The sequence below is a fragment of the Kineococcus sp. NBC_00420 genome (genome assembly GCF_036021035.1).
In the GTDB taxonomy this organism is placed as follows: domain Bacteria; phylum Actinomycetota; class Actinomycetes; order Actinomycetales; family Kineococcaceae; genus Kineococcus.
Map to the genome: position 1 here is coordinate 1566956 of NZ_CP107930.1, position 18905 is coordinate 1585860.

Annotated in this window: 22 protein-coding genes; 10 read left to right on the forward strand and 12 right to left on the reverse strand. The window is 71.9% G+C overall.

Features of this window, described 5'->3' with window-relative positions; genetic code table 11:
- Positions 1 to 218: 218 nt before the first annotated feature.
- Positions 219 to 1025 (reverse strand): NAD-dependent epimerase/dehydratase family protein, encoded by an 807-nt coding sequence (locus tag OG218_RS07595; RefSeq protein ID WP_328292602.1) that lies wholly within the window; start codon positions 1023 to 1025, stop codon positions 219 to 221.
- A gap of 70 nt (positions 1026 to 1095) precedes the next feature.
- Here OG218_RS07595 and OG218_RS07600 point away from each other — a divergent pair, with 70 nt between their 5' ends.
- From OG218_RS07600 to OG218_RS07620, 5 genes are all read left to right on the forward strand, one after another.
- Entirely contained in the window at positions 1096 to 2205 is a 1110-nt protein-coding gene (locus OG218_RS07600; RefSeq protein WP_328292603.1) for an aminotransferase class V-fold PLP-dependent enzyme, read from the forward strand.
- Positions 2206 to 2268: 63 nt separating this feature from the next.
- Complete coding sequence (locus tag OG218_RS07605) at positions 2269 to 2601, forward strand: hypothetical protein (RefSeq protein WP_328292604.1); 333 nt, start codon at positions 2269 to 2271, stop codon at positions 2599 to 2601.
- 51 nt (positions 2602 to 2652) lie between these two features.
- Positions 2653 to 4476 carry a thiamine pyrophosphate-requiring protein gene (locus OG218_RS07610; RefSeq protein WP_328292605.1) on the forward strand — a complete coding sequence of 608 codons (1824 nt, stop codon included), beginning with the start codon at positions 2653 to 2655 and terminating at the stop codon, positions 4474 to 4476.
- 19 nt (positions 4477 to 4495) lie between these two features.
- The gene (locus OG218_RS07615; RefSeq protein WP_328292606.1) at positions 4496 to 4927 is read left to right on the forward strand and encodes a GNAT family N-acetyltransferase; all 432 of its coding nucleotides are present in this window, start codon (positions 4496 to 4498) and stop codon (positions 4925 to 4927) included.
- Between the two features lie 20 nt (positions 4928 to 4947).
- Positions 4948 to 5949 carry an ABC transporter substrate-binding protein gene (locus tag OG218_RS07620; protein WP_328292607.1) on the forward strand — a complete coding sequence of 334 codons (1002 nt, stop codon included), beginning with the start codon at positions 4948 to 4950 and terminating at the stop codon, positions 5947 to 5949.
- On the opposite strand, the gene OG218_RS07625 is transcribed toward OG218_RS07620, so the two are convergent.
- Together OG218_RS07625 and OG218_RS07630 are read right to left on the reverse strand one after the other, a co-directional pair.
- Positions 5946 to 6452 carry a DUF6328 family protein gene (locus tag OG218_RS07625; protein ID WP_328292608.1) on the reverse strand — a complete coding sequence of 169 codons (507 nt, stop codon included), beginning with the start codon at positions 6450 to 6452 and terminating at the stop codon, positions 5946 to 5948. The genes OG218_RS07620 and OG218_RS07625 overlap by 4 nt on opposite strands.
- Entirely contained in the window at positions 6449 to 6988 is a 540-nt protein-coding gene (locus OG218_RS07630; RefSeq protein ID WP_328292609.1) for a DUF1697 domain-containing protein, read from the reverse strand. Before OG218_RS07630 ends, OG218_RS07625 begins: the two co-directional genes overlap by 4 nt.
- Before the next feature lie 121 nt (positions 6989 to 7109).
- Here OG218_RS07630 and OG218_RS07635 point away from each other — a divergent pair, with 121 nt between their 5' ends.
- On the forward strand, positions 7110 to 7490 hold the full coding sequence (locus tag OG218_RS07635) for a VOC family protein (RefSeq protein ID WP_328292610.1): 381 nt from the start codon (positions 7110 to 7112) through the stop codon (positions 7488 to 7490).
- A 1-nt stretch (position 7491) separates the two neighbouring features.
- On the opposite strand, the gene OG218_RS07640 is transcribed toward OG218_RS07635, so the two are convergent.
- On the reverse strand, positions 7492 to 7968 hold the full coding sequence (locus OG218_RS07640; RefSeq protein ID WP_328292611.1) for a GNAT family N-acetyltransferase: 477 nt from the start codon (positions 7966 to 7968) through the stop codon (positions 7492 to 7494).
- A 14-nt stretch (positions 7969 to 7982) separates the two neighbouring features.
- The gene (locus OG218_RS07645; RefSeq protein WP_328292612.1) at positions 7983 to 8378 is read right to left on the reverse strand and encodes a hypothetical protein; all 396 of its coding nucleotides are present in this window, start codon (positions 8376 to 8378) and stop codon (positions 7983 to 7985) included.
- Positions 8379 to 8547: 169 nt separating this feature from the next.
- Here OG218_RS07645 and OG218_RS07650 point away from each other — a divergent pair, with 169 nt between their 5' ends.
- Positions 8548 to 9453: an aminoglycoside phosphotransferase family protein gene (locus tag OG218_RS07650; protein ID WP_328292613.1), complete on the forward strand. Its 906-nt coding sequence runs from the start codon at positions 8548 to 8550 to the stop codon at positions 9451 to 9453.
- 16 nt (positions 9454 to 9469) lie between these two features.
- Complete coding sequence (locus OG218_RS07655) at positions 9470 to 10315, forward strand: alpha/beta fold hydrolase (RefSeq protein ID WP_328292614.1); 846 nt, start codon at positions 9470 to 9472, stop codon at positions 10313 to 10315.
- Here OG218_RS07655 and OG218_RS07660 read toward each other — a convergent pair.
- The 5 genes from OG218_RS07660 to OG218_RS07680 are packed head-to-tail and all read right to left on the reverse strand — an operon-like array spanning position 10305 to position 15298.
- The gene (locus tag OG218_RS07660; RefSeq protein WP_328292615.1) at positions 10305 to 11432 is read right to left on the reverse strand and encodes a Gfo/Idh/MocA family protein; all 1128 of its coding nucleotides are present in this window, start codon (positions 11430 to 11432) and stop codon (positions 10305 to 10307) included. The two genes, OG218_RS07655 and OG218_RS07660, sit on opposite strands and share 11 nt — an antisense overlap.
- Positions 11417 to 12142 (reverse strand): ThuA domain-containing protein, encoded by a 726-nt coding sequence (locus OG218_RS07665; RefSeq protein ID WP_328292616.1) that lies wholly within the window; start codon positions 12140 to 12142, stop codon positions 11417 to 11419. Before OG218_RS07665 ends, OG218_RS07660 begins: the two co-directional genes overlap by 16 nt.
- Before the next feature lie 16 nt (positions 12143 to 12158).
- Complete coding sequence (locus OG218_RS07670; protein WP_328292617.1) at positions 12159 to 13043, reverse strand: carbohydrate ABC transporter permease; 885 nt, start codon at positions 13041 to 13043, stop codon at positions 12159 to 12161.
- Positions 13044 to 13046: 3 nt separating this feature from the next.
- On the reverse strand, positions 13047 to 13931 hold the full coding sequence (locus OG218_RS07675) for a carbohydrate ABC transporter permease (protein ID WP_380162413.1): 885 nt from the start codon (positions 13929 to 13931) through the stop codon (positions 13047 to 13049).
- Between the two features lie 41 nt (positions 13932 to 13972).
- A complete protein-coding gene (locus OG218_RS07680; RefSeq protein ID WP_328292619.1) occupies positions 13973 to 15298 on the reverse strand; it encodes an extracellular solute-binding protein in 1326 nt (441 codons plus the stop codon).
- A gap of 295 nt (positions 15299 to 15593) precedes the next feature.
- Between OG218_RS07680 and OG218_RS07685 the strand changes: the two genes are divergently transcribed.
- Positions 15594 to 16646, forward strand: a complete 1053-nt coding sequence (locus OG218_RS07685; RefSeq protein WP_328292620.1) for a LacI family DNA-binding transcriptional regulator — start codon at positions 15594 to 15596, stop codon at positions 16644 to 16646.
- Positions 16647 to 16653: 7 nt separating this feature from the next.
- Here the strand turns inward: OG218_RS07685 and OG218_RS07690 are convergent, their stop codons facing one another.
- Together OG218_RS07690 and OG218_RS07695 are read right to left on the reverse strand one after the other, a co-directional pair.
- Positions 16654 to 17007 carry a hypothetical protein gene (locus tag OG218_RS07690; protein WP_328292621.1) on the reverse strand — a complete coding sequence of 118 codons (354 nt, stop codon included), beginning with the start codon at positions 17005 to 17007 and terminating at the stop codon, positions 16654 to 16656.
- Between the two features lie 21 nt (positions 17008 to 17028).
- Positions 17029 to 18096 carry a DUF4037 domain-containing protein gene (locus OG218_RS07695; RefSeq protein ID WP_328292622.1) on the reverse strand — a complete coding sequence of 356 codons (1068 nt, stop codon included), beginning with the start codon at positions 18094 to 18096 and terminating at the stop codon, positions 17029 to 17031.
- Between the two features lie 65 nt (positions 18097 to 18161).
- On the opposite strand from OG218_RS07695, the gene OG218_RS07700 reads away from it, so the two are divergent.
- The gene (locus tag OG218_RS07700; protein ID WP_328292623.1) at positions 18162 to 18899 is read left to right on the forward strand and encodes a GAF and ANTAR domain-containing protein; all 738 of its coding nucleotides are present in this window, start codon (positions 18162 to 18164) and stop codon (positions 18897 to 18899) included.
- Positions 18900 to 18905: the final 6 nt, after the last annotated feature.

The window sequence follows — 18905 nt, forward strand, 5'->3', positions numbered from 1 at the left end:
ACGGAGCAGAGGAGCGACCGTGCGCCGACCCTGGATCGACGTCGCCGACGTGGTGCTGAGCCTCGCCCTGCTGGTGGCCGCCGGTGCCGCCCTCGGCCGGGACCGCCCCCTGGACGCCGGGGCCGCGCTCGTGCTGGCGCTGGCCTGGGGTGCGGTGGCCGCCGTCCGGATCCGCGCACGCCGGCGCGCTCGCCCCGCTCCTCCGGCCGGCCCTGCGGTCACAACCCCATCGGTTCTCCCAGCGGGTGCTCCGGGAACCTCCCGCCCAGCCACTCGCTGACGGAGTTCAGGGCGGGCACCGACCCCGCGTAGCTCTCCGCGTCGTCGACGGGCTCGTAACCCATCGCCCGGCCCTCCTCGAGGGACCACCACCGGCGCGTGTTGTCCGAGACACCCCAGATGCAGCGGTACCCCGCGGGCGCCGCCACCAGGAACGCCTCGACGAGGCGGGCCACGTCGTCCGGCGACATCCACGTCGCCAGGGCCCGCTCCCCGTTGGGTTCGGGGAAGCAGCTGCCGATCCGCACGGCGAGGACGTCGAGACCGGTCCGCGCGCCGAACAGCCGGCCCAGCGACTCGACCGCCGTCTTGCTCCACCCGTAGTAGGAGTCGGGCGGCGCGATGGCGTCCACGGCCAGGTCGGCCCCGGCGTCCAGGGTCGGGGCCATCCCGACGGCGTGGTTGCTGGAGGCGAGCAGGACCTTCGGGACCCCCGCGGCCCGGGCGGCGTCGAGCAGCACCCAGCTGCCGTGGACGTTGACCTCGAGGATCCGCTCCCAGGTGTCCTCCCCGGGGATCCCCGCGAGGTGGACGACCGCGTCGACGCCGTCGACCGCGCGGGCCACCAGCTCGCGGTCGACGACGGACCCGGTCAGGACCTCGGCGCCCGCGGGCACGAAGTCCGGGTCGTGGTCGAGGTCCAGCAGTCGCAGTCGGCGCCCCTCGCGCGCGAGCCGCGCCGTGAGCATGCGTCCGACGACCCCGTTCGACCCGGTGATGAGCAGTCGTTGCTCTCTCTGTGCCACGGCGGCAGCCTAGCCAGTGCGGAAAACGCGTTCCCGGTCACCGCGCGCCCGACGGTGCCAGGATCCCCGGGTGGCTCCCGACGCTCCTGACGCACCCACCTCCGACCTCTCCTCGGCGTGGCGACGCATCCGCCCCCCGCGCACGACGCTCCACCTGGACTCCGCCGCCGCCGGGCGCAGCAGCTGGGCGGTGCTGGACGCGACCGCCCAGCACGCCCGTCGTGAGGCCGAGCGCGGCGGCTACGTCGCCGCCCAGGAGGTCTCGGACCTCCTCGACGCGACCCGCCGGCACGTCCTCGACCTGCTCGGCTGGGCGGAGGGGACCGTCGCCTTCGTGCACAGCGCCGAGGACGCGTGGCGTCAGGTGCTGCTGGGCTGGCCGGGCGACCTGCCCGTCACCGTCGCCCACGCGCGGGGCGAGTACGGCCCGAACCTCACCGTCCTGCGCCGCCTCGGCATCGGCACCAGCGAGGTCGCGGGCCCGCACCGCCTCGACCCCGCCGCCTTCGCGGCCTCCCTCGCCGCGAACCGTCCCGACCTGCTCCACCTGACCTGGCTCGGCAGTCACGTCGGGACGGTGCAGCCGGTGGCGGAGGTCGCGGCGATCGCCCGCGCGGCGGGGGTGCCCGTGGTCGTCGACGCCGCCCAGGCCTTCGGGCACGTCGACACGACCGGCGCCACCGACGTCGACGTCGTCTACGGGACCTCGCGCAAGTGGCTGGCCGGACCGCGCGGGGTGGGCTTCGTCGCGGTCCGCGGCGACCTCGCGGACCGGATGGGCGGGCTGGAGCAGGCGGAGGCGCACGTCGCGGGCCGGGTCGGGTTCGCCGCGGCGGTCGCCGAGCACGTCGCCCTCGGTCCGGCCGCGGTGCACGCCGGGCTGGCGGCCCTCGGGTCGCGGACGCGGCGACGCCTCGCCGACGAGCTCAGCGGGACGTGGGAGGTCGTCGAGGACCTCGACGAACCCTCCGCGACGGTCACGCTGCGACCGCGGGAGGCGATCGACCTGGCCGGTCTGCGCGCCGAGCTCATCGCGCGCGATGGCATCGTCACGACCTACGTCGGTCCCGAACGCGCCCCGGGCGAGATGACGACGCCGACCCTGCGGGTCAGCGGTCACCTCGACACCGTCGACGAGGACGTCGACGCGCTGGCCCGGGCGTTGCTGCGCCGTTCCTGACGCGCGCCCGACGGGCACCGCTGCCAGAGTGGGTGCCGATTCCACGCATCGAGGAGGTACGACGTGAAGGGCAAGATGATCTTCCTGGTCGCCGGGGCCACGGGCTACGTGCTCGGGGCTCGCGCGGGCCGGGAACGCTACGACCAGATCGCCTCGGCGGTCGGCCGCCTGTGGGGCAACCCGAAGGTCCAGTCCCGGGTCGGCGACCTCGAGGACAAGGCCGGCGACCTCGCGAAGCAGGCCGGTTCGCTGGCCCAGGACAAGGTCGGCGCCGCCGCCGGTTCCGTCGCGGGTTCCGTGAAGGACAAGTTCAGCGGCAACGGCGACAACAGCAGCAGCAGCAGCAGCGACGCTCCCCTCGGGGAGCAGCACCACACCCGCATGCCGACGGACTAGTTCCGCGGAGTTCCGGGTGCGACGTGACGACGTGGCGCCGACAGTGGGGGCATGAGTTCTCCCACGGTCGGTGACCACGTCGTCTCGCGTCTGGGGCAGTGGGGCGCGCGACGGTTCTACGGCTACCCCGGCGACGGGATCGGCGGGGTGATCTCCGCCGTCGGCCGCGCCGTCGAGGCCGGCGAGGCGGAGTTCGTGCAGGTCCGGCACGAGGAGACGGCGGGTTTCGCGGCCACGGCGGACGTGAAGTTCGGCGGCTCGCCCCTCGGGGTCGCCGCCGTGACGTCCGGACCGGGTGCCGTGCACCTCCTGAACGGGCTCTACGACGCGAAGCTCGACCACGTCCCCGTGGTGGCCCTGGTGGGTCAGACCGCGACGGCCGCCCTGGGGACCTCGTACTACCAGGAACTCGACCTGGTGCGCCTCTACGGCGACGTCGCCGGGGAGTTCGTCTTCCAGGTGACGAAGCCCGAGCAGGTGCAGCACGCGATCGACCGCGCCGCCCGCACGGCGCTGGAACGGCGCACCGTCACCGCGGTGATCCTGCCGAGCGACGTCCAGGACCTCGACGCCGTCCTGGAGGTTCCCGACGCCCACGGTTTCACCCACACCTCCGCCGTACCGGGGTCGTTGCCCGGCATCCCCCGGCGGGAGGCGCTGGAACAGGCCGCGGAACTGCTGCGCTCGGGCAAGAAGGTCGCGATCCTCGCCGGGGCCGGAGCCCTGGGGGCGACCGCCGAACTCACCGCCGTGGCCGACGCCCTGGGGGCCGGAGTCGCGAAGGCGTTGCTGGGCAAGGCCGTCCTCGACGACACCCTCGACTGGGTCACCGGGTCCATCGGACTGCTCGGCACCCGCCCCAGCTACGACCTGATGCGGCAGTGCGACGTCCTGCTGATGGTCGGGACCACCATGCCCTACACGGAGTACTACCCCGCGCCCGGTCAGGCCCGCGCGGTCCAGATCGACGTCGACGGAACCCGGTGCGGGCTGCGCTACCCCACCGAGGTGAACCTCGTCGGAGACGCCAAGCTCACCCTGCAGGCCCTGCTGCCGATGCTGGCGGGGGCGGAACCCGATCCGGGGTGGCGTCGCGACATCGCCCGGTGGAACACCGCGTGGCGGGAGTGGGGCGAGGAACGCGCTGCGGCGAAGGCGGACCCGGTGAACCCGGAACTCGTCGTCCGCGGCCTCTCGTCCCGCCTGGAGGACGACCACCAGATCGCCGTCGACTGCGGGACCGCGACGAGCTGGTTCGCCCGCGACCTCGACCTGCGCCCGACGATGCAGGCCTCGTTGTCGGGGACGCTGCTGTCGATGGGTGGCGGACTCCCCTACGCGATCGCCGCGAAGCAGGCCCATCCCGACCGGCCGGTGCTGGCCCTGATCGGCGACGGCGCGATGCAGATGAACGGGGTCAACGAACTCATCACCGTGGCCCAGCGGTGGCGGAGCTGGTCCGACCCGCGGTTCGTCGTGGTGGTCCTCACCAACCGGCAGTTGTCGTTCGTCGCCTGGGAGGCACGGGCCATGCAGGGCGAGGTCCCCTTCGACGCCGCGATGGACGTCCCCGACGTCCCCTACGCGGGCTGGGCGGGACTCCTGGGTCTCGGGGGCCGGCGGCTCGAGGACCCCGCTCAGGTCGACGACGTGCTCGACGAGGCGTTCGCGGCCGGACGTCCCTACGTGCTCGACGCCGTGGTCGACCCGAACGTGCCGATGATCCCGCCGCACGTCAGCCTGGACCAGCTCCTCGGGACGGCGAAGTCGCAGCTCAAGGGCGACCCGGCGGCGAGGGAGATCGTCGTCGAGGGGGTTCGCGAGACCATCGGGGCCGCAGCGCGGGCGCTCGGCAAGCACCTGCCCGGGACGTGATGCAGTACGTTTCCTCGTCGTGCAGTGGGAACCAGCCCATCGGGACGACGGCCCGTCGATCGCGGAACTCCGCGTGGACGTGCTGCGCGAGAGCCTCGAACGGGTCGGGCGTTTCGACGCGACCCGTGCCCGCGCGTACTTCTTGAGCGCGTTCGCCCCGGAGTTCACCCGGGTGCTCCGTGGCCCGGACGGGATCCTCGGCTCGATCGCGGTGCGACCGAGCCCTGAGGGCACCTGGATCGAGCACTTCTACCTCGCCCGGACCCTGCAGGGAACCGGGCGGGGTGGCGCCCTCCTCGCGGACACGACCCGCGCGGCCGACACGAACGGCACCACCCTGCTCCTCGACGTCCTCGTGGGCAGCGGTGCCCGCCGCCTCTACGAGCGGCACGGCTTCGTCGAGGACCACGTGGACGGCGTTGACGTGATCATGCGTCGCCCACCCCGGTGAGGCTAGGCTAAGCTCATGCTGTGTCTCTCCTCCTGAACCGCCGCCGCCTGCTCGCCGGCGCCGGCCTGAGCATCGCCGGCGCCACCCTCACCGCGTGCGGGTCGTCGGAGTCCACCGCGGACGGCGCTGAACCCGCCTCCGCCGCAGCCGGTTTCCCGTTCCGCTACCGCCACGCCTTCGGCGAGACCGTCGTCGAGGCCCCCGCGACCCGGGTCGCGGTGCTGGGGGTCACCGACGCCGACCCGCTGCTGGCCCTCGGCGTACAACCGCTCACCAACACGGGCTTCACCTTCTACCCCGAGACCGGCCTCGGCCCCTGGGCCGCGGACCTGCTCACGGGTGACCTCGTGAAGATCGACTCCGACACCGAGTTCAGCGTCGAGCAGATCGCGGCGCTGCGACCGAATCTGATCCTCGCGCTCGTCTCCGGCATCGACCAGGCGCTGTACGACCAGCTCTCCCGGATCGCCCCCGTCCTGGCCCGGCCCGTCGGGAGCACCGACTACGGCACCGACCGCAGCGCGAACACGCTCACCATCGCCGCCGCCCTGGGCCGGACCGAGGCGGGACAGGCTCTCGTCGACACCGCGGACGCGGCCTTCACCGACGCCGCGGCCGCCCACCCGGAGTTCGCCGGCCGGACGGCCCTCGTCGCCCTGCCCTACCAGGGCAGGTACGGGGTGTTCACGCCCGGTGACGCCCGGGGGGCCTTCATGGCCGACCTGGGTTTCGTCCTGCCCCCGGCGGTCGCCGCCCTGGACACCGGGGACAGCTTCTTCATCGACCTCTCCGCCGAGCGTCTGGACCTGCTCGACGCCGACCTGCTCGTGGTGCTGACCGACGACGCCGACCGCGCGGAGGTGCAGGCCGACCCCGTCCTGCAGCAGTTGCCGGTCGTGCGGCGCGGTGGGCTCGTGCTGCCCAACGTCGACGAACGCGGAGCCATGACCTACAACAGCGTCCTGTCCGTGCCCTACGGCGTGAACGCTCTCGTCCCGCAGTTCGCAGCGGCGCTGGCCTAACCCTGGCGAGCCGTCAGCACCTGACGCAACGCCCTGCGCGGCAACACGTACCAGCACACGACGATGAGGGTGGCGACCACGCCGCCGGCGGCCCAGCCGGCGACGCGGCCGCCGATCACGTCCGCGACCAGCAGCACCCCGCCGGACACGACGACCCCCACCGTGGCCAGCCCGGCCTTCGCGAACGCGGTGCCCGCCGCGACGAGACGATCCTTCGAGCGCTGCCGGAACAGTGCCCGGTGGTAGCCGACGGGGGCGATGAACAGGACCACGGCCGTGACGGCCAGCAGCAGGACCACGACGTAGACGGTCAGCTGGTAGCGGTCCAGCGACTCGAACCGGGACTGGAACGGCAGCGTCAGCAGGAACCCCGTGAGCAGTTGGACGCCGGTCTGGACGACGCGGAGTTCCTGCAGCAGCTCGACCCAGTTCCGGTCCATCCGTTCCGTCGGGGTCTCGTTGCGCAGTCCCGCGTAGGGGTCGTCGGGGTCGAGGGGGGTCACGACCGGCCGTCGCTCGAAACGGCGACGAGCTTGTCGACCGTGCGCAGGTTCCGCGTGGTGACCACCGGCTTCCACCGCCTCGCCGCAGCGAGCTTCGCGAACGGGGTGTCGGTGCTCGAGCCCTGGGGGCAGCGCCAGTACGCGACGTCGCCGGCCAGCGCCACGGACTCCTGCTCGTTCGCGGTGTGCGACGCCACGAGTTCCGCGAGCTGCCCCTGGTCCGAGGCGAAGACGCAGTACGGGTGGTCGACGTCGTCGTGGCGTACGAACGGGTACCCCGCAGCGATCTCCGCCAGGCGGTCCGGGGTCAGGACCACGACCCAGGCGTCGTAGCCGAACGCGTCTCGCAGCGCCTCCTCGACCTGCCCCTTCACCGTCTCCCGGTCCTGCGCCGGCGCGACGAGCGTGACGTTGCCGCTGGCGAGCACCGAACGGACCCCGGTGAAACCGGCCCTGCCCAGTGCGGCCGAGAGCGGCGCGCTCTTGATCGTCACGCCGTTGACGTTCACCCCGCGCAGCAGGACGACCCACCTCACGAGACCTCCCCCGCCGAGGTCGCCACGTCCGGATCGTCCATGCCCCCCACCCTGCCGGGGCGGACCTCCGGCGGCAACACGTCCCTGGACAGGCCCGCCCCCGTCGCGTCAGGCTCGGCGCATGACCGACACCACCGGTATCCGCCTCGGCATGGTCGTCCTGGACACCCCCGACCCCCGTGGCCTCGCCACCTTCTACGCGGGCCTGCTCGGCTGGGAGCTCGACCCGGAGGACACCGCCGACGACTGGGTGACGATCCGCGGCGACGGCGGCGCCCCGATGGCGTTCCAGCTGGCCCCCGACCACGTCCCGCCGACCTGGCCCGCCGGCGAGGTTCCCCAGCAGTTCCACCTCGACCTCCTGGTCGCCGACTACGACAGCACCGAACCGCACGCCCTGGCCCTCGGCGCGACCCCCGTCCAGGACGACGGCGACCACCCCGGCTTCCGGGTCTACGCCGATCCCTCCGGCCACCCGTTCTGCCTCTGCCTGGACCACTGACTCACCGGATCGGGTGGACCAGCACCTCACGGCGCCCGAACCGGGTCAGCGGTTCTTCGGCCGCCACGTGCCCGAGGAGTTCCGGCCCGGGGTCGGACATGGTCGCGAAACCTCGACGACGGTAGAACGGCCCGTTCCAGGGGACGTCGGCGAACGTCGTCAGCGTGACGCCGGTGAACCCGCTGGCGGCGGCCCGGTCGAGGACCGCCGCCAGCAGAGAACTCCCCACCCCGTGCCGAGCGGCGTCGGGGTGCACGGACACCTGCTGGAGGTGCGCGAGTCCGTCGACCCGTTCGACCCGCGCGAAACCCACCGGCGGTGTGCCGACGACGAGCACGAACCCCGCGGCCTGCAGCTCCTCCACCGAGGAGACGTCGTCGGGAAGCTCGACGCCGAGGTCGCGGAACAGTCCGTCCGCGGCCCGCTCCACCGCGGGCAGCAGGTCCCAGTCGTCGGGTTCCGCGAGACGGACGGCCACGGTGCGGCGGACGGTCACAGCGCGGTGGCCCGCAACGCGGACTCGTACTGACGGCGGGCGAACACGAACCGCACCGCGCCCAGGTCCCCGTCGTCCGGTGTGCCGCGGAACTCCGACCAGGTGACCTTCGCGTCGGTCACCGTGACCTCGGCGGTCAACGGCCCGCACCCGAAGTCGCCGCAGGTGCAGCCGAGGATGCCGGTCCGGCCACCCGCGCCCAGGACCGGCTCACCGAGGAAGTGCTGTGCGGGCCAGCGGACGCCGGGATCGGCCAACCCTGCGTGCAGGTCCGAGGCGACGAGTTCGCGGAACGGGACACCGTCGACGACGGGTTCCACGGTCGGCAGCCGTCCGATCCCGAGCTCCTCGACGGCGACCCGGAACTCGACGTGCGACACGACCTCGTCCACCTGCCCAAGCTACGACGTCGGCGCGGGCCGGTCCACGCCGTTTCCCGTCCCCCCGCGGGCCGGGTCGTCGTGTCGGAGGGAACCGGCAGAACGGCGGGACCAGCTCCGGTGGCGAGCGACCGGGCGGTGGCGGCGTGAACCAGTCCCGACGTCGGGCAGGATCGTGGACGTGGAAATCCCGGACGTCGTCGTCGCTCGTGCCCTCGAGTCCGGCCGGGAGGGCAGCGACTGGGTCGCCGCGCTCCCGGCCCTCGTCGCGGAGCTCGAGGACCGCTGGCGGATCCGGGTCACCGAGGCGCTGGCCGGGGGGACGGGCGCGTTCGTCACCCGCGCGCTGACCGAGGACGGCACGACGGTCGTCCTCAAGGTCCCCGTCCCGGGTCTGTCCGACGACCGCGTCGTGCGGGTGCTGACCCGGGCCGACGGGGCGGGGTACGTGCGCCTGCTGCGCCACGATGAGCGGGCGATGCTGCTGGAGCACCTCGGGCCGTCGCTGGCCACGGCGGGACGACCGGTCCGCGAGCAGCTCGAGCGGCTGGGACGGTTGCTGCCGACGGCGTGGCAGCGCCCCGGAGACCACGACACACCGTTCGACAAGGCGGCCGGTCTGCTGGAGTTCGTGGAGGACCGCGTCGACAGGTGGGAGGGCCCGGCGCTCGAGCGGGCCCTCGAGTTCGCCCGGCGCCGCTCGGCGGCCTTCGACCCCGAGCACGCCCTCGTCGTGCACGGGGACCCGGCGCCGGCGAACACGCTGACCGTCCCGGAACCTCGACGCGGCGCCGAACTCGGGGTCGTCTTCGTCGATCCCGACGGCTTCACGGGCGATCCCGCCTACGACCCCGGGGTGGCGTTGCGCGACTGGTGCCCGCAGCTGTTCGTCGCGCGCGACCCGGCGGACCTGCTCCGCGGCTACTGCCGGACCCTGGCCACGGAGTCGGGTCAGGACCCGCAGGCCGTCTGGGAGTGGGGTTTCCTCGAGCGCGTCTCGACCGGCCTGTACGCACGCTCGCTGGGTGCGGAGGACCTGGCCGCTCCGTTCCTCGAGACCGCCGCCCTGCTGGCCCCGGACGTCTGAGTCGTACGGTGGCGCGATGGCTCTCGCACAGGTCGCTGGTCTCGCCGTCCGCAGCTGGGGGACCCCCGCACCCGAGGGACCCGTCGTGCTGGCCCTGCACGGGCTGACCAGCACCTCCGCGGTGTGGGCGGACCTCGCCGACCGTCTCGACGTCCCCGTGGTGGCTCCCGACCTGCCCGGACGAGGTTTCTCGGTCGCGGCGGCCGCGGGACCGGGCCTGGCCGGTCTGGCGCGGGAGGTCGTGCGCAGCGTCGACGAGCTGGGCCTGCGCCGCGTCGTCGTCGTGGGGCACTCGATGGGTGCGTTCCTCGCGCCGCTGGTCGTCGAGGGACTGGGTGAGCGGGTGGTCGCCACGGTGCTGCTCGACGGTGGGGTCGCGCCCGAACCGTCGATGCTGCTGAAACCGCTCGTCGTCCGAGGGGTGTTCGGGGTGCAGACCCGGCGCCTGGTCCGGGACTTCCCCGACGTCGACGCCTACACGGCGGTCGCCGAGGGGAAGGCTGCGGCGAACCGGCCGGACCTGCGGACGGGTTTCCGGGCCTGGTCGGAGGCGGTGCTGCGGCCCAGCGGTCAGGCGTTCCGGCCGAACCTGGACGCGCGTCGGCTCGTGGCCGACGCCGTCGACAGCCTCACCCGCGCACCGCACCTGGGACTCCTGGCGGCCGCCGGCGCACCGGTCCACCTCGTCGCCGCCGCGCACGGCGCCGACGACACGAGACCCGCGTTCCTCTCCGGAAACGCGATCGCCGCCGGCAACCGGGTCGTCCCCCACCTGACGTGGGAGCGCGTCGAGGCGAACCACGCCACGATGCTCTTCGACCCGGCCGCGGCGGCGGCCGTGCGGGAACTGCTCAGTTCGTGAGGTCGACCGGGGAGCTGATCGCCTCGGGGCGCTCGCACGTCGTGGTCAGGGTCACCGAGGTGTTCCCGTCCGCGGCCTGCTGCACCGACTCCATGATCTCGAGGACGTGCAGGGCGACCTCGTCGTTCGCGCGGTGCGGACGCCCTTCGGCCACGGCCAGCGACAGGTCGGCCAGACCGTAGCCCCGACCGGAGTCGAGGAAGCCCGCGGTCACGCCGACGTCCTTCCAGTTCGCGTCCGGGGCCGCGTCGGAGCCCGGAGCCGGGGCGGACGCGGCGGAGAACAGCTCCACCGCACCCTCGAACATGTTCGGGTCCGGCACCGAGATCGAACCGCCGGTCCCGTGGACCTCGATGCGGGGCAGTCGGGCCGCCCAGGTGTCGAAGCTCATGATGAGCGTCGACAGCGCACCCGAGGCGTGCTCGAGGATCCCGGTGATGTGGGTGTCGATGGTGACGTCGAACGACTCGCCCGCCCGCGGCCCGGAACCGATGGTCCGGTTCTGGGAGGGACGGGCCGACGCGCCGACGACCCGGACGACCGGGCCGAGCAGGTGCACCAGCGAGGTCAGGTAGTACGGGCCCATGTCCAGCAGCGGGCCGCCGCCGGGCTGGTAGTAGAAGTCCGGCTGCGGGTGCCAGCGCTCGTGACCGGGGGTGGTCATGAACGCCGTCGCGGCGAACGGGGTCCCGATCTCACCGGCGTCGACCAGCGCACGCGCCGTCTGCACCCCGGTGCCGAGCACGGTGTCCGGGGCGCAGCCCACGCGCACCCCCGCCGCGGCGGCGGCCTTCACGACTTCGCGCCCTTCGGCGACGGTCATCGCCAGCGGCTTCTCGCCGTAGACGTGCTTGCCCGCGGCGATCGCCTGCAGCGCCACCTCGGCGTGCGTGCGGGGCAGGGTGAGGTTGAGGACGACGTCCACCTCGGGCGAGGCCAGCAACTCCTCCAGCGACAGCACCTGCGCGCCGTGCTCGTCGGCCAGGGCCTGCGCACGCTCGGGGACGAAGTCGCTGACCGCGGTGATCTGCAGCTGCGGCAGCTTCTTCAGCGACGCGGAGTACTGGGCGGAGATGACACCGGCGCCGACGACGCCGACCTTCAGCGGGCTGCCCACAAGAGGCCCCTCTCGATGATCGTCTTGACGTTGGGGTTCTTCAGCGTCTCGGGGTCGTGGCCGGGGGTGGCCACGAAGATCCGGCCCTTGCCCCACTGGCGCGTCCAGACCGCCGGGGAGGTCACCGGGCGGTTCCAGGCGTCCCACTCGCGCACGGCCTGCGTCGTGGTGGCCAGGACGTCGATGTAGTCGTCGGACAGCACCCAGTACTGCTCGGTGACGAGGTCGAAGTCCTCGATGCCCTCGGTGATCGGGTGTGAGGCCGCCGCGGGCGCCATGTTGACCCGGTAGGGCATGTAGTTGTCCTGCGGGCCACCCTCGCGCTCGTCGGGGTGCTTGCCCGGGTGGCAACCGAACTGCCCGCCCACCAGCGTCAGGTAGTCGGAGTTGTTGCGGTAGGAGTCGGCGATCCCACCGTGCCAGCCGGCGAAACCGGTACCGGCCTCGACGGCCTTCTGCAGCCCCTCGAACTCCGCCTTCTCGATGGAGTTCATGGTGTTGCACTGGACGATGAGGTCGACCGTGGCGAGGTAGTCGGCGTCGGTGTAGACCTTCGGGGTGCTGGGGGAACTGCCACCGATCTCGGTCCCGAGGTCCTCGACGCGGACGGTGAAACCGTTCGCCTCCAGGTGCGGGATGAAGAGGTCGGTGGCTTCGACGGGCGAGTGCCCGTCCCAGCCGCCGCGGACGACGAGAGCCTGGCGAGTCACGGAAGAACCTTTCGGATCACTTGGAGAAGCCGGCGGTCAAGCCGGAGAGCAGCTGACGACGCCCGACGATGTAGAGCACGAGGATCGGCAGGGTCGTCAGGACGACAGAGGCGAGCACCGCGGGGATGTTGACGCTGTACTGACCCTGGAAGGTCCACAGCGCCAGCGGCAGGACGCGCAGGTCGGCCCGGTCGGTGAAGATCAGCGGCAGCAGGAAGCCGTTCCAGATCTGCAGGCCCTGGTAGATCGTCACCGTGACCAGCGCGGGGCGGGTCAGCGGGAAGGCCAGGCGCCACATGGTGCCCCACTCGCTGGAACCGTCCATGCGCATGGCCTCGAACAGCTCGTTCGGCACGTCGCGGACGAAGTTGCTGAGGATCAGCACGGTCAGCGGGATGGCGAAGGCGATCGAGGGCAGGATGATCGCGCCGAGGGAGTTGTACATCCCGGACTTGATGATGATCAGGTAGATCGGGATGATCGTCGCCTGCAGCGGGATGGCCAGACCCATGAGGAACAGGGCGTTGACCGCCTTGAGCCAGCGGCCGGCACCCCGGACGATCGCGAACGCCGCCATGAACGAGATGAGCACCGCGGGGATCGTCGCGCCCACCGTGACGATGACGGAGTTCGCGAAGTAGCGGGCGAAGTCGTTCTCGAGCACCAGCTTGTAGTTGTCAAGCGTCGGCGACCCCGACGGGAGCAGCGGGTTGGTGCCGAAGTAGCCGGCGGAGCTCTTGAAGCTCGTGATGACGATCCAGTAGATCGGGATCAGCACGATCAGCAGCCACAGCCAGCCGAACGCGCCGCCGAACCAGTTCTTGCGGGCGGTGGTGCCGTTGGCCGAGGCCCCCGCGGAGCGGGAGGAACCCGTCCGGCGCGTCGCAGTTTCGGTCGCCATCGGTCAGGCACCTTCCAGCTGGGAGTTGCGTTCCTTGCCACCGAGGCGCTGGAGGACCTGCGCCAGGATGAGGCCGACCACGACGAGGATGACGGCGATGGCCGAGGCCAGGCCCATCTGGTTGGCCCGGAAACCGGTCAGGTACATGTCCAGGGCGAGGGCGCGGGTCGCGTCGTTCGGTCCGCCGCCGGTGAGGACGAAGATGAGGTCGAACGTGGTGAGCGAGCCGACGATCATCAGCGTGGAGGACGTGATCATCGTGTTCTTCAACTGCGGCAGCGTGATGGAGAAGAACTGACGCACCCGACCCGCACCGTCGATCTGGGCGGCCTCGTACATCGAGGTCGGGATCTGGCGGATCGCACCTTGGTAGATCAGGGAGTGGAACGGGATCCACTGCCAGGCGATGATGAAGATCACGACGCCCATGGCCAGCGCGCTCTTGCCCAGCCAGTCCTGGGTCAGGAACCCGAGCTTCAACCCCGGGCCCAGACCGAAGTTCGGGTCGAGCAGCGCCTTGTAGGCGATCGAGACCGCCGCCGCGGACAGCAGCAGCGGCAGGAAGAACAGCACCGCCAGCACCGCCCGGTACTTCTGGTGCCCGGAGATGAAGACGCCGAGCAGGATCGACAGCGGCGTCTGCGCGATCCAGGACAGCACGATGATCAAGAAGGTGACCCACAGCGCGTGCGGGAGACCCGGGTCCGTGAGCACGGCGGTCCAGCTCTTGAGCCCGGTGAAGGAGATCGCGCCGATGCCGTCCCACGACGTGAAGCTGAGGACGAACACCCCGATCAGGGGAACCACGGCGAAGACGACGAAGAACAGCAACGCCGGCAGCACCAGCCACCCCAGTCGACCCGTCGACGTGTGGGCCGAGGGCGTGATCTTCGCCGGGGTGGTGCTGGGGGCCGTGCTCACGGACGTGCTCACGAGCCGATCGCCGCGTTCATGTTCGCCGCGAACTCCTGCGGGGTGATGGCCAGGCCGAACAGCTTCTCGATGTTGTCCAGCAGGGTCTCGGCCTCGGTCGGGGACAGCGCCTGGTCCCAGGACTGCGCGAACGACGGCGCGTTGGTGGCGAGGTCGTAGGTGAACTTCAGCCACTCCTCGTCGTCCATGCCGGAGAACTTGGAGTCGATGCCCTTGACGATCGGGACCTCGCCGGCCTCGGTGATGTAGGCCTCGGCCTCCTTGTCCTGCAGCAGGCCGCTCTTGAAGAAGGCCAGCGCGATGTCCTTGGCCTTCTGGGTGGCCTTGGAGGAGATCGACACGTACTGCGCGGGGTTGCCGAAGGTGTTCGTCGGGTCGCCCTTGCCACCGGTGACGGCGGGGAAGTTCACGTAGCCGAGGTTGCCGCTGGAGACGAAGTCGCCGCCGTCGGTCTTCATGCCGCCGTAGGTCCAGGTGCCGTGCAGCATCATGGCGGCCTTGTCGGTGTACAGCAGCGCCTGGTCGGCGTTGGAGTCGGCCGTGATGGACGCGAAGCCCTTGATGAAGCCGTCGGCCTTGACGAGGTCCTGCACCTTGGTGAGGGCGTCGATCGCGGAGGGGTCGGTCCAGTTCGGCGTGCCGTTGTAGATGGACTCGAACAGCTCGGGGCCGCCGATGCGGTCGAAGAGCATCTCCAGCCACATCATGTTCGTCCAGCGCGACTGCCCGCCCAGGGAGATCGGGGCGATGTTCGCGGCGTTGAACTTCGGCACCAGCGCCATGAGCTCGTCCCACGTGGTGGGCGGCTCGGCGTTGATCTGCTTGAAGAGCTTCTTGTTGTAGAAGAACACCAGCGGCTGCACGGTCTCGGTGGGGAGGCCGTAGACCTTGTCGTCGACGGTCCCGGCGGCGAAGGCGGCGTCGAAGAGGCGGCTCTTGACGTCGGGGTTCTCCGTCAGCCACGGGGTCAGGTCGTCGACCAGCTTGGACTCGGCGTAGTTGCGCAGCGTGCCGCCGCCCCAGCCGAAGATGATGGTCGGGGCCTGACCGGCGCCGATGGCGGTCTTGATCTTGGCCTTGTAGGCGTCGTTCTGGAACGCGCTGGTGGTGATCTTCTGGTCCGAGTGCGCCTTGTTCCAGTCGTCCACGGCGGTCTGACGGATCTTCTCCTTCGGAGCGCCCGTCAGGATCCAGTCGGTGGCTCCGTCGGAACTCGCCGCGCCCGGGCCGGAGTCGCCGCACGAGGCGAGGACCGTGGCGACGAGGGGGGTCGCGGTGGCGAGGGCGATGAAGGACCGACGCGAAGTCCGGTTGTGATCCACTCTGATCTCCGATGTGCCGAGCCGCGTCCCTGCGGCTGCTCCGGGCACCAGACCCTGGTGGGCCAGTGCCGAAACATGATCGAAAAGCTTTCGACCACGTCGTCTGACCGGAACGATAAGAGGACGATCGGGGCTCGGTCAAGCGAGTCGGTGAACTCGAGACCAGTTCGTGCTGTTTCCGCTGCCGCAGTAGGGGCGCGAGGTTGCGATCGCATCACGAAACTTTTCGAGAAGGGCTGGCGCCGGGGGCTCTTGCACTCGTACAGTCACCTCACCACCGAGTCGAGGAGGACCCGTGCTGGACCACCCGCAACGCACCCGGGACAGCCCCAGGGACAAGACCACGCTGGCCACGATCGCCGCGAGCGCCGGCGTGTCGATCGCCACCGTGTCGAAGGTGGTCAACGGCCGCGACGACGTCTCCGCCGAGACCCGGGCCATCGTCGAGGACCTGCTGGTGCGCCACGACTACAACCCCCCGTCGGGCCGGCGCGCGAGCGCGACGACCAGGGCGGTCGAGTTCCTCATCGACGGTGACTTCTCCTCCTACGCGACCCAGGTCGTCGACGGGGTCGTGCAGGCGGCGGCGGAACAGGGGGCCTCGATCGTGGTGGGCGTCCTGCGGGACCGGCGCAACGGCCGTTTCACCGTGCCGCCGAGGTCGTGGGCCCGTTCCCTGGCCGCGTCGGGCCGCACCGGCGTCATCGTCGTCACGGGCGAGCTGACCGGGGCCCACGTCGACGCCCTGGCGGCGGTCAAGATCCCGCTGGTCGTCATCGACCCGCTGAACCTGCCCCGCACCGAGGTCGCGAGCGTCGGGTCCACCAACTTCACCGGGGGCATGAGCGCGACGAACCACCTCATCGCCCAGGGACACCGGCGCATCGCCTACGTCGGCGGTCCCCCGGCCGCGTCGTGCAACCAGGCCCGGCTGCACGGCTACCGCGCCGCGATGGAGTACGCGGGCCTGGTCCCCGCCGAGAACCACATCCGCAACGAGGACTTCCAGTACGACGCCGGCCGGCGACTCGGCGCCGAGCTCCTGGCCCTGCCCGACCGGCCGAGCGCCGTCGTCGGGGGGTGCGACTCCATCGCCCTGGGGGTCATGGAGGCGGCGCGCATCCTCGGTCTGCGCATCCCGGAGGACCTCTCCGTCACGGGTTTCGACGACACCGAGCTCGCCCCGATGGCCGCTCCCCCGCTGACGACCGTCCGCCAGCCGTTGCGCGAGATGGGCCGGGTCGCCCTGCGCACCGTCCTGCGGATGGCCGACGGGGAGCAGCTCGACTCCCACCACGTGGAACTGGCGACGGAACTCGTCGTCCGCGGTTCGACGGCGAGGTTCTGACGCCGGTTCAGGTGCGCGCAGCCTCGAGGACCCGCAGGAACTCGCTGACCTCGTCCTCGGCGGCGGAGGTGGTCAGCTTCACGGGGTGACCCGCGATCTCCAGCGTGACCCGGAGTCCGCCGAACACCGGGCGTGCCCGGAAGCCCACCCGTCCGACGTCGGAGAGCGGGACGGAGGCGACGGACGGAGCGCCCACGAGTTGCGGCTGGGCCAGCCACACCGACTGCGCGGTGACGGCGAGCGCGCCCGCTCCGCCCAGCGCCCCGCCGGACAACGGGAGTTCCGCCAGCAGGGTCTCGCCGCTCTGGCTCAGGCGGCCGGTGAGGATCGAGCGGGCCGCGCCCGGGTCGGAGGAGAACACCCCTCCGTCCTACCACCCGGGTCAGGGGGCGGGGGTCGTGTCCCCGCGCACGGACGACGCGCGGCCCGCGACCGCGGCCTGCGCGGACCTCCGCCGGGTGGTGTCGACCAGCAGGTCGACCGAGCTCACCCACTGGTCCACCGACCCCACCCCGACGGGCAGAGCCCGCACCCGCGGATCCTCGACGGTCTCCAGGACCACCTCGCTCGCCCGTTCCGGGACCCCCTGGAACTCCCGGTCGTGGAACCGTCCGGTGGCGACGTCGGCGACGGGGAGACCGACCTCGCGCTGCCGTTCGCGCAACCCCTCCAGCGCCCGGCACAGGGCGGCCTCCCGCGAACGCCACTCCGGGGCCGTCAAGCAGGCCGTCAACTGCGACCCGGTCCGTCCCGACACCGACCGCGCGAAGACCGTCCCGATCCACTTCGGGTAGGGGACCCAGACCCGGTCGAGCAGCAGACCCAGGCGCACCGCGACGTCGACGAGCCGGGCCGCGACGACCCGCGACCCCAGGTCGTCACCGCGGGAACCCGCCCGTCCCACGAAGGGCAGTTCCTGTTCCAGCTGCTTCCACGAACAGGCCACGAGGTGGCGCCACACGTCGTCGGGGTACCAGCGGAGCCGGTCGCGCAACGCCGCCCAGCGGCCCTCGTCGTCGGCGAAGACGGGTCCCGCGACGACTTCCAGCACCGCCTGTCCCGTGAAGGCGAGCCAGTCGGTGACCGACCAGGGGTCCTCCGGCCCGACCCCGAGGCGGCCGGCGACGAACTCCGCGAGCGGGGCGACCTCCACGCGGTGCCGGGCGGCCGCGTCCCAGGTGGTCGGGAACCGCACGGGAGCGCCGTGGAACTCCTCCGGCAGGTCCTCCTCGAGGAACCGCGCGACGTCGGCGGCGTCGGTCGCCGCGGCGGTGAGGACGGTGAGCCGCAGTCCCCAGTCGTGGTCGGTGGAGACCTCGTCGTCGAGACGGAGGACGTCGGAGCCCCCGCCGAAGCGGCCCGTGACCCAGGACGCCGCCGGGAACTCCCGTCGCAGCAGCGGTGCCACCACCTCGTCGTGGAAGGATCGTGCGAGTTCGGCACCGGACACCCGGTCACCCTGGCAGTCACCGCAGGTGACCGCCAGCGGTGCAGGTCGACTCGGAGGAGGTCCACGTGGAGGTTCGTGCGGAGGCGGTCGCAGCCGCGGTCGACGACGTCGCGCAGGTCCTCGCCGAGCGGGGCGACCCGCTCGACCTCGCCCACCGCGTGGTGCAGCACTGCGCGACGCTGCTCTCGGCGAGCGCCGTGGGCTTCCTGGTGGAGGACGGCACGGGCCGGCTGGGCCTGCTGGCGGCGTCCTCGAGCGAGGCGCGGGTGGTGGAGCTCCTCCAGCTGGAGACCGAGGAGGGTCCCTGCCTGGACTGCCACCGCTCGGGCACGCCCGTGGTCTCCCCGGACGCGGCCGACCTGGCCCACCGGTGGCCCGTCTGGTCGCGGGCTGCGAGCGAGCACGGCATCGTGTCCGTCCACGCGGTGCCGGTGCAGCTGCGCGGACGCACCATCGGCGCCCTCAACCTGTTCCGCGACCACGAGGGTCCCTACTCCACGGTGGAGACGGACGTCGCGCACGCCATGGCGTCCTTCGCGGCCGTCGGCATCAGCCAGCTGGAGGCCAGTGCGCAGGGCGAACGGCTGCGGGACCAGCTCCAGGCCGCGCTGGAGAGCCGCGTCGTGCTGGAGCAGGCGAAGGGTGTCCTCGCCGAACGGCACCGGATCCACCCCGACGAGGCGTTCGGTCTCCTGCGCACGCAGGCCCGCAGCGAACGCCGTCGCCTCCTCGACGTGGCGACCGAGGTCGTCGGGGCCACGCCGGGCGGGGTGGGCGCCGACGCGCGGGCCGGCCAGGCCTGACCGGCC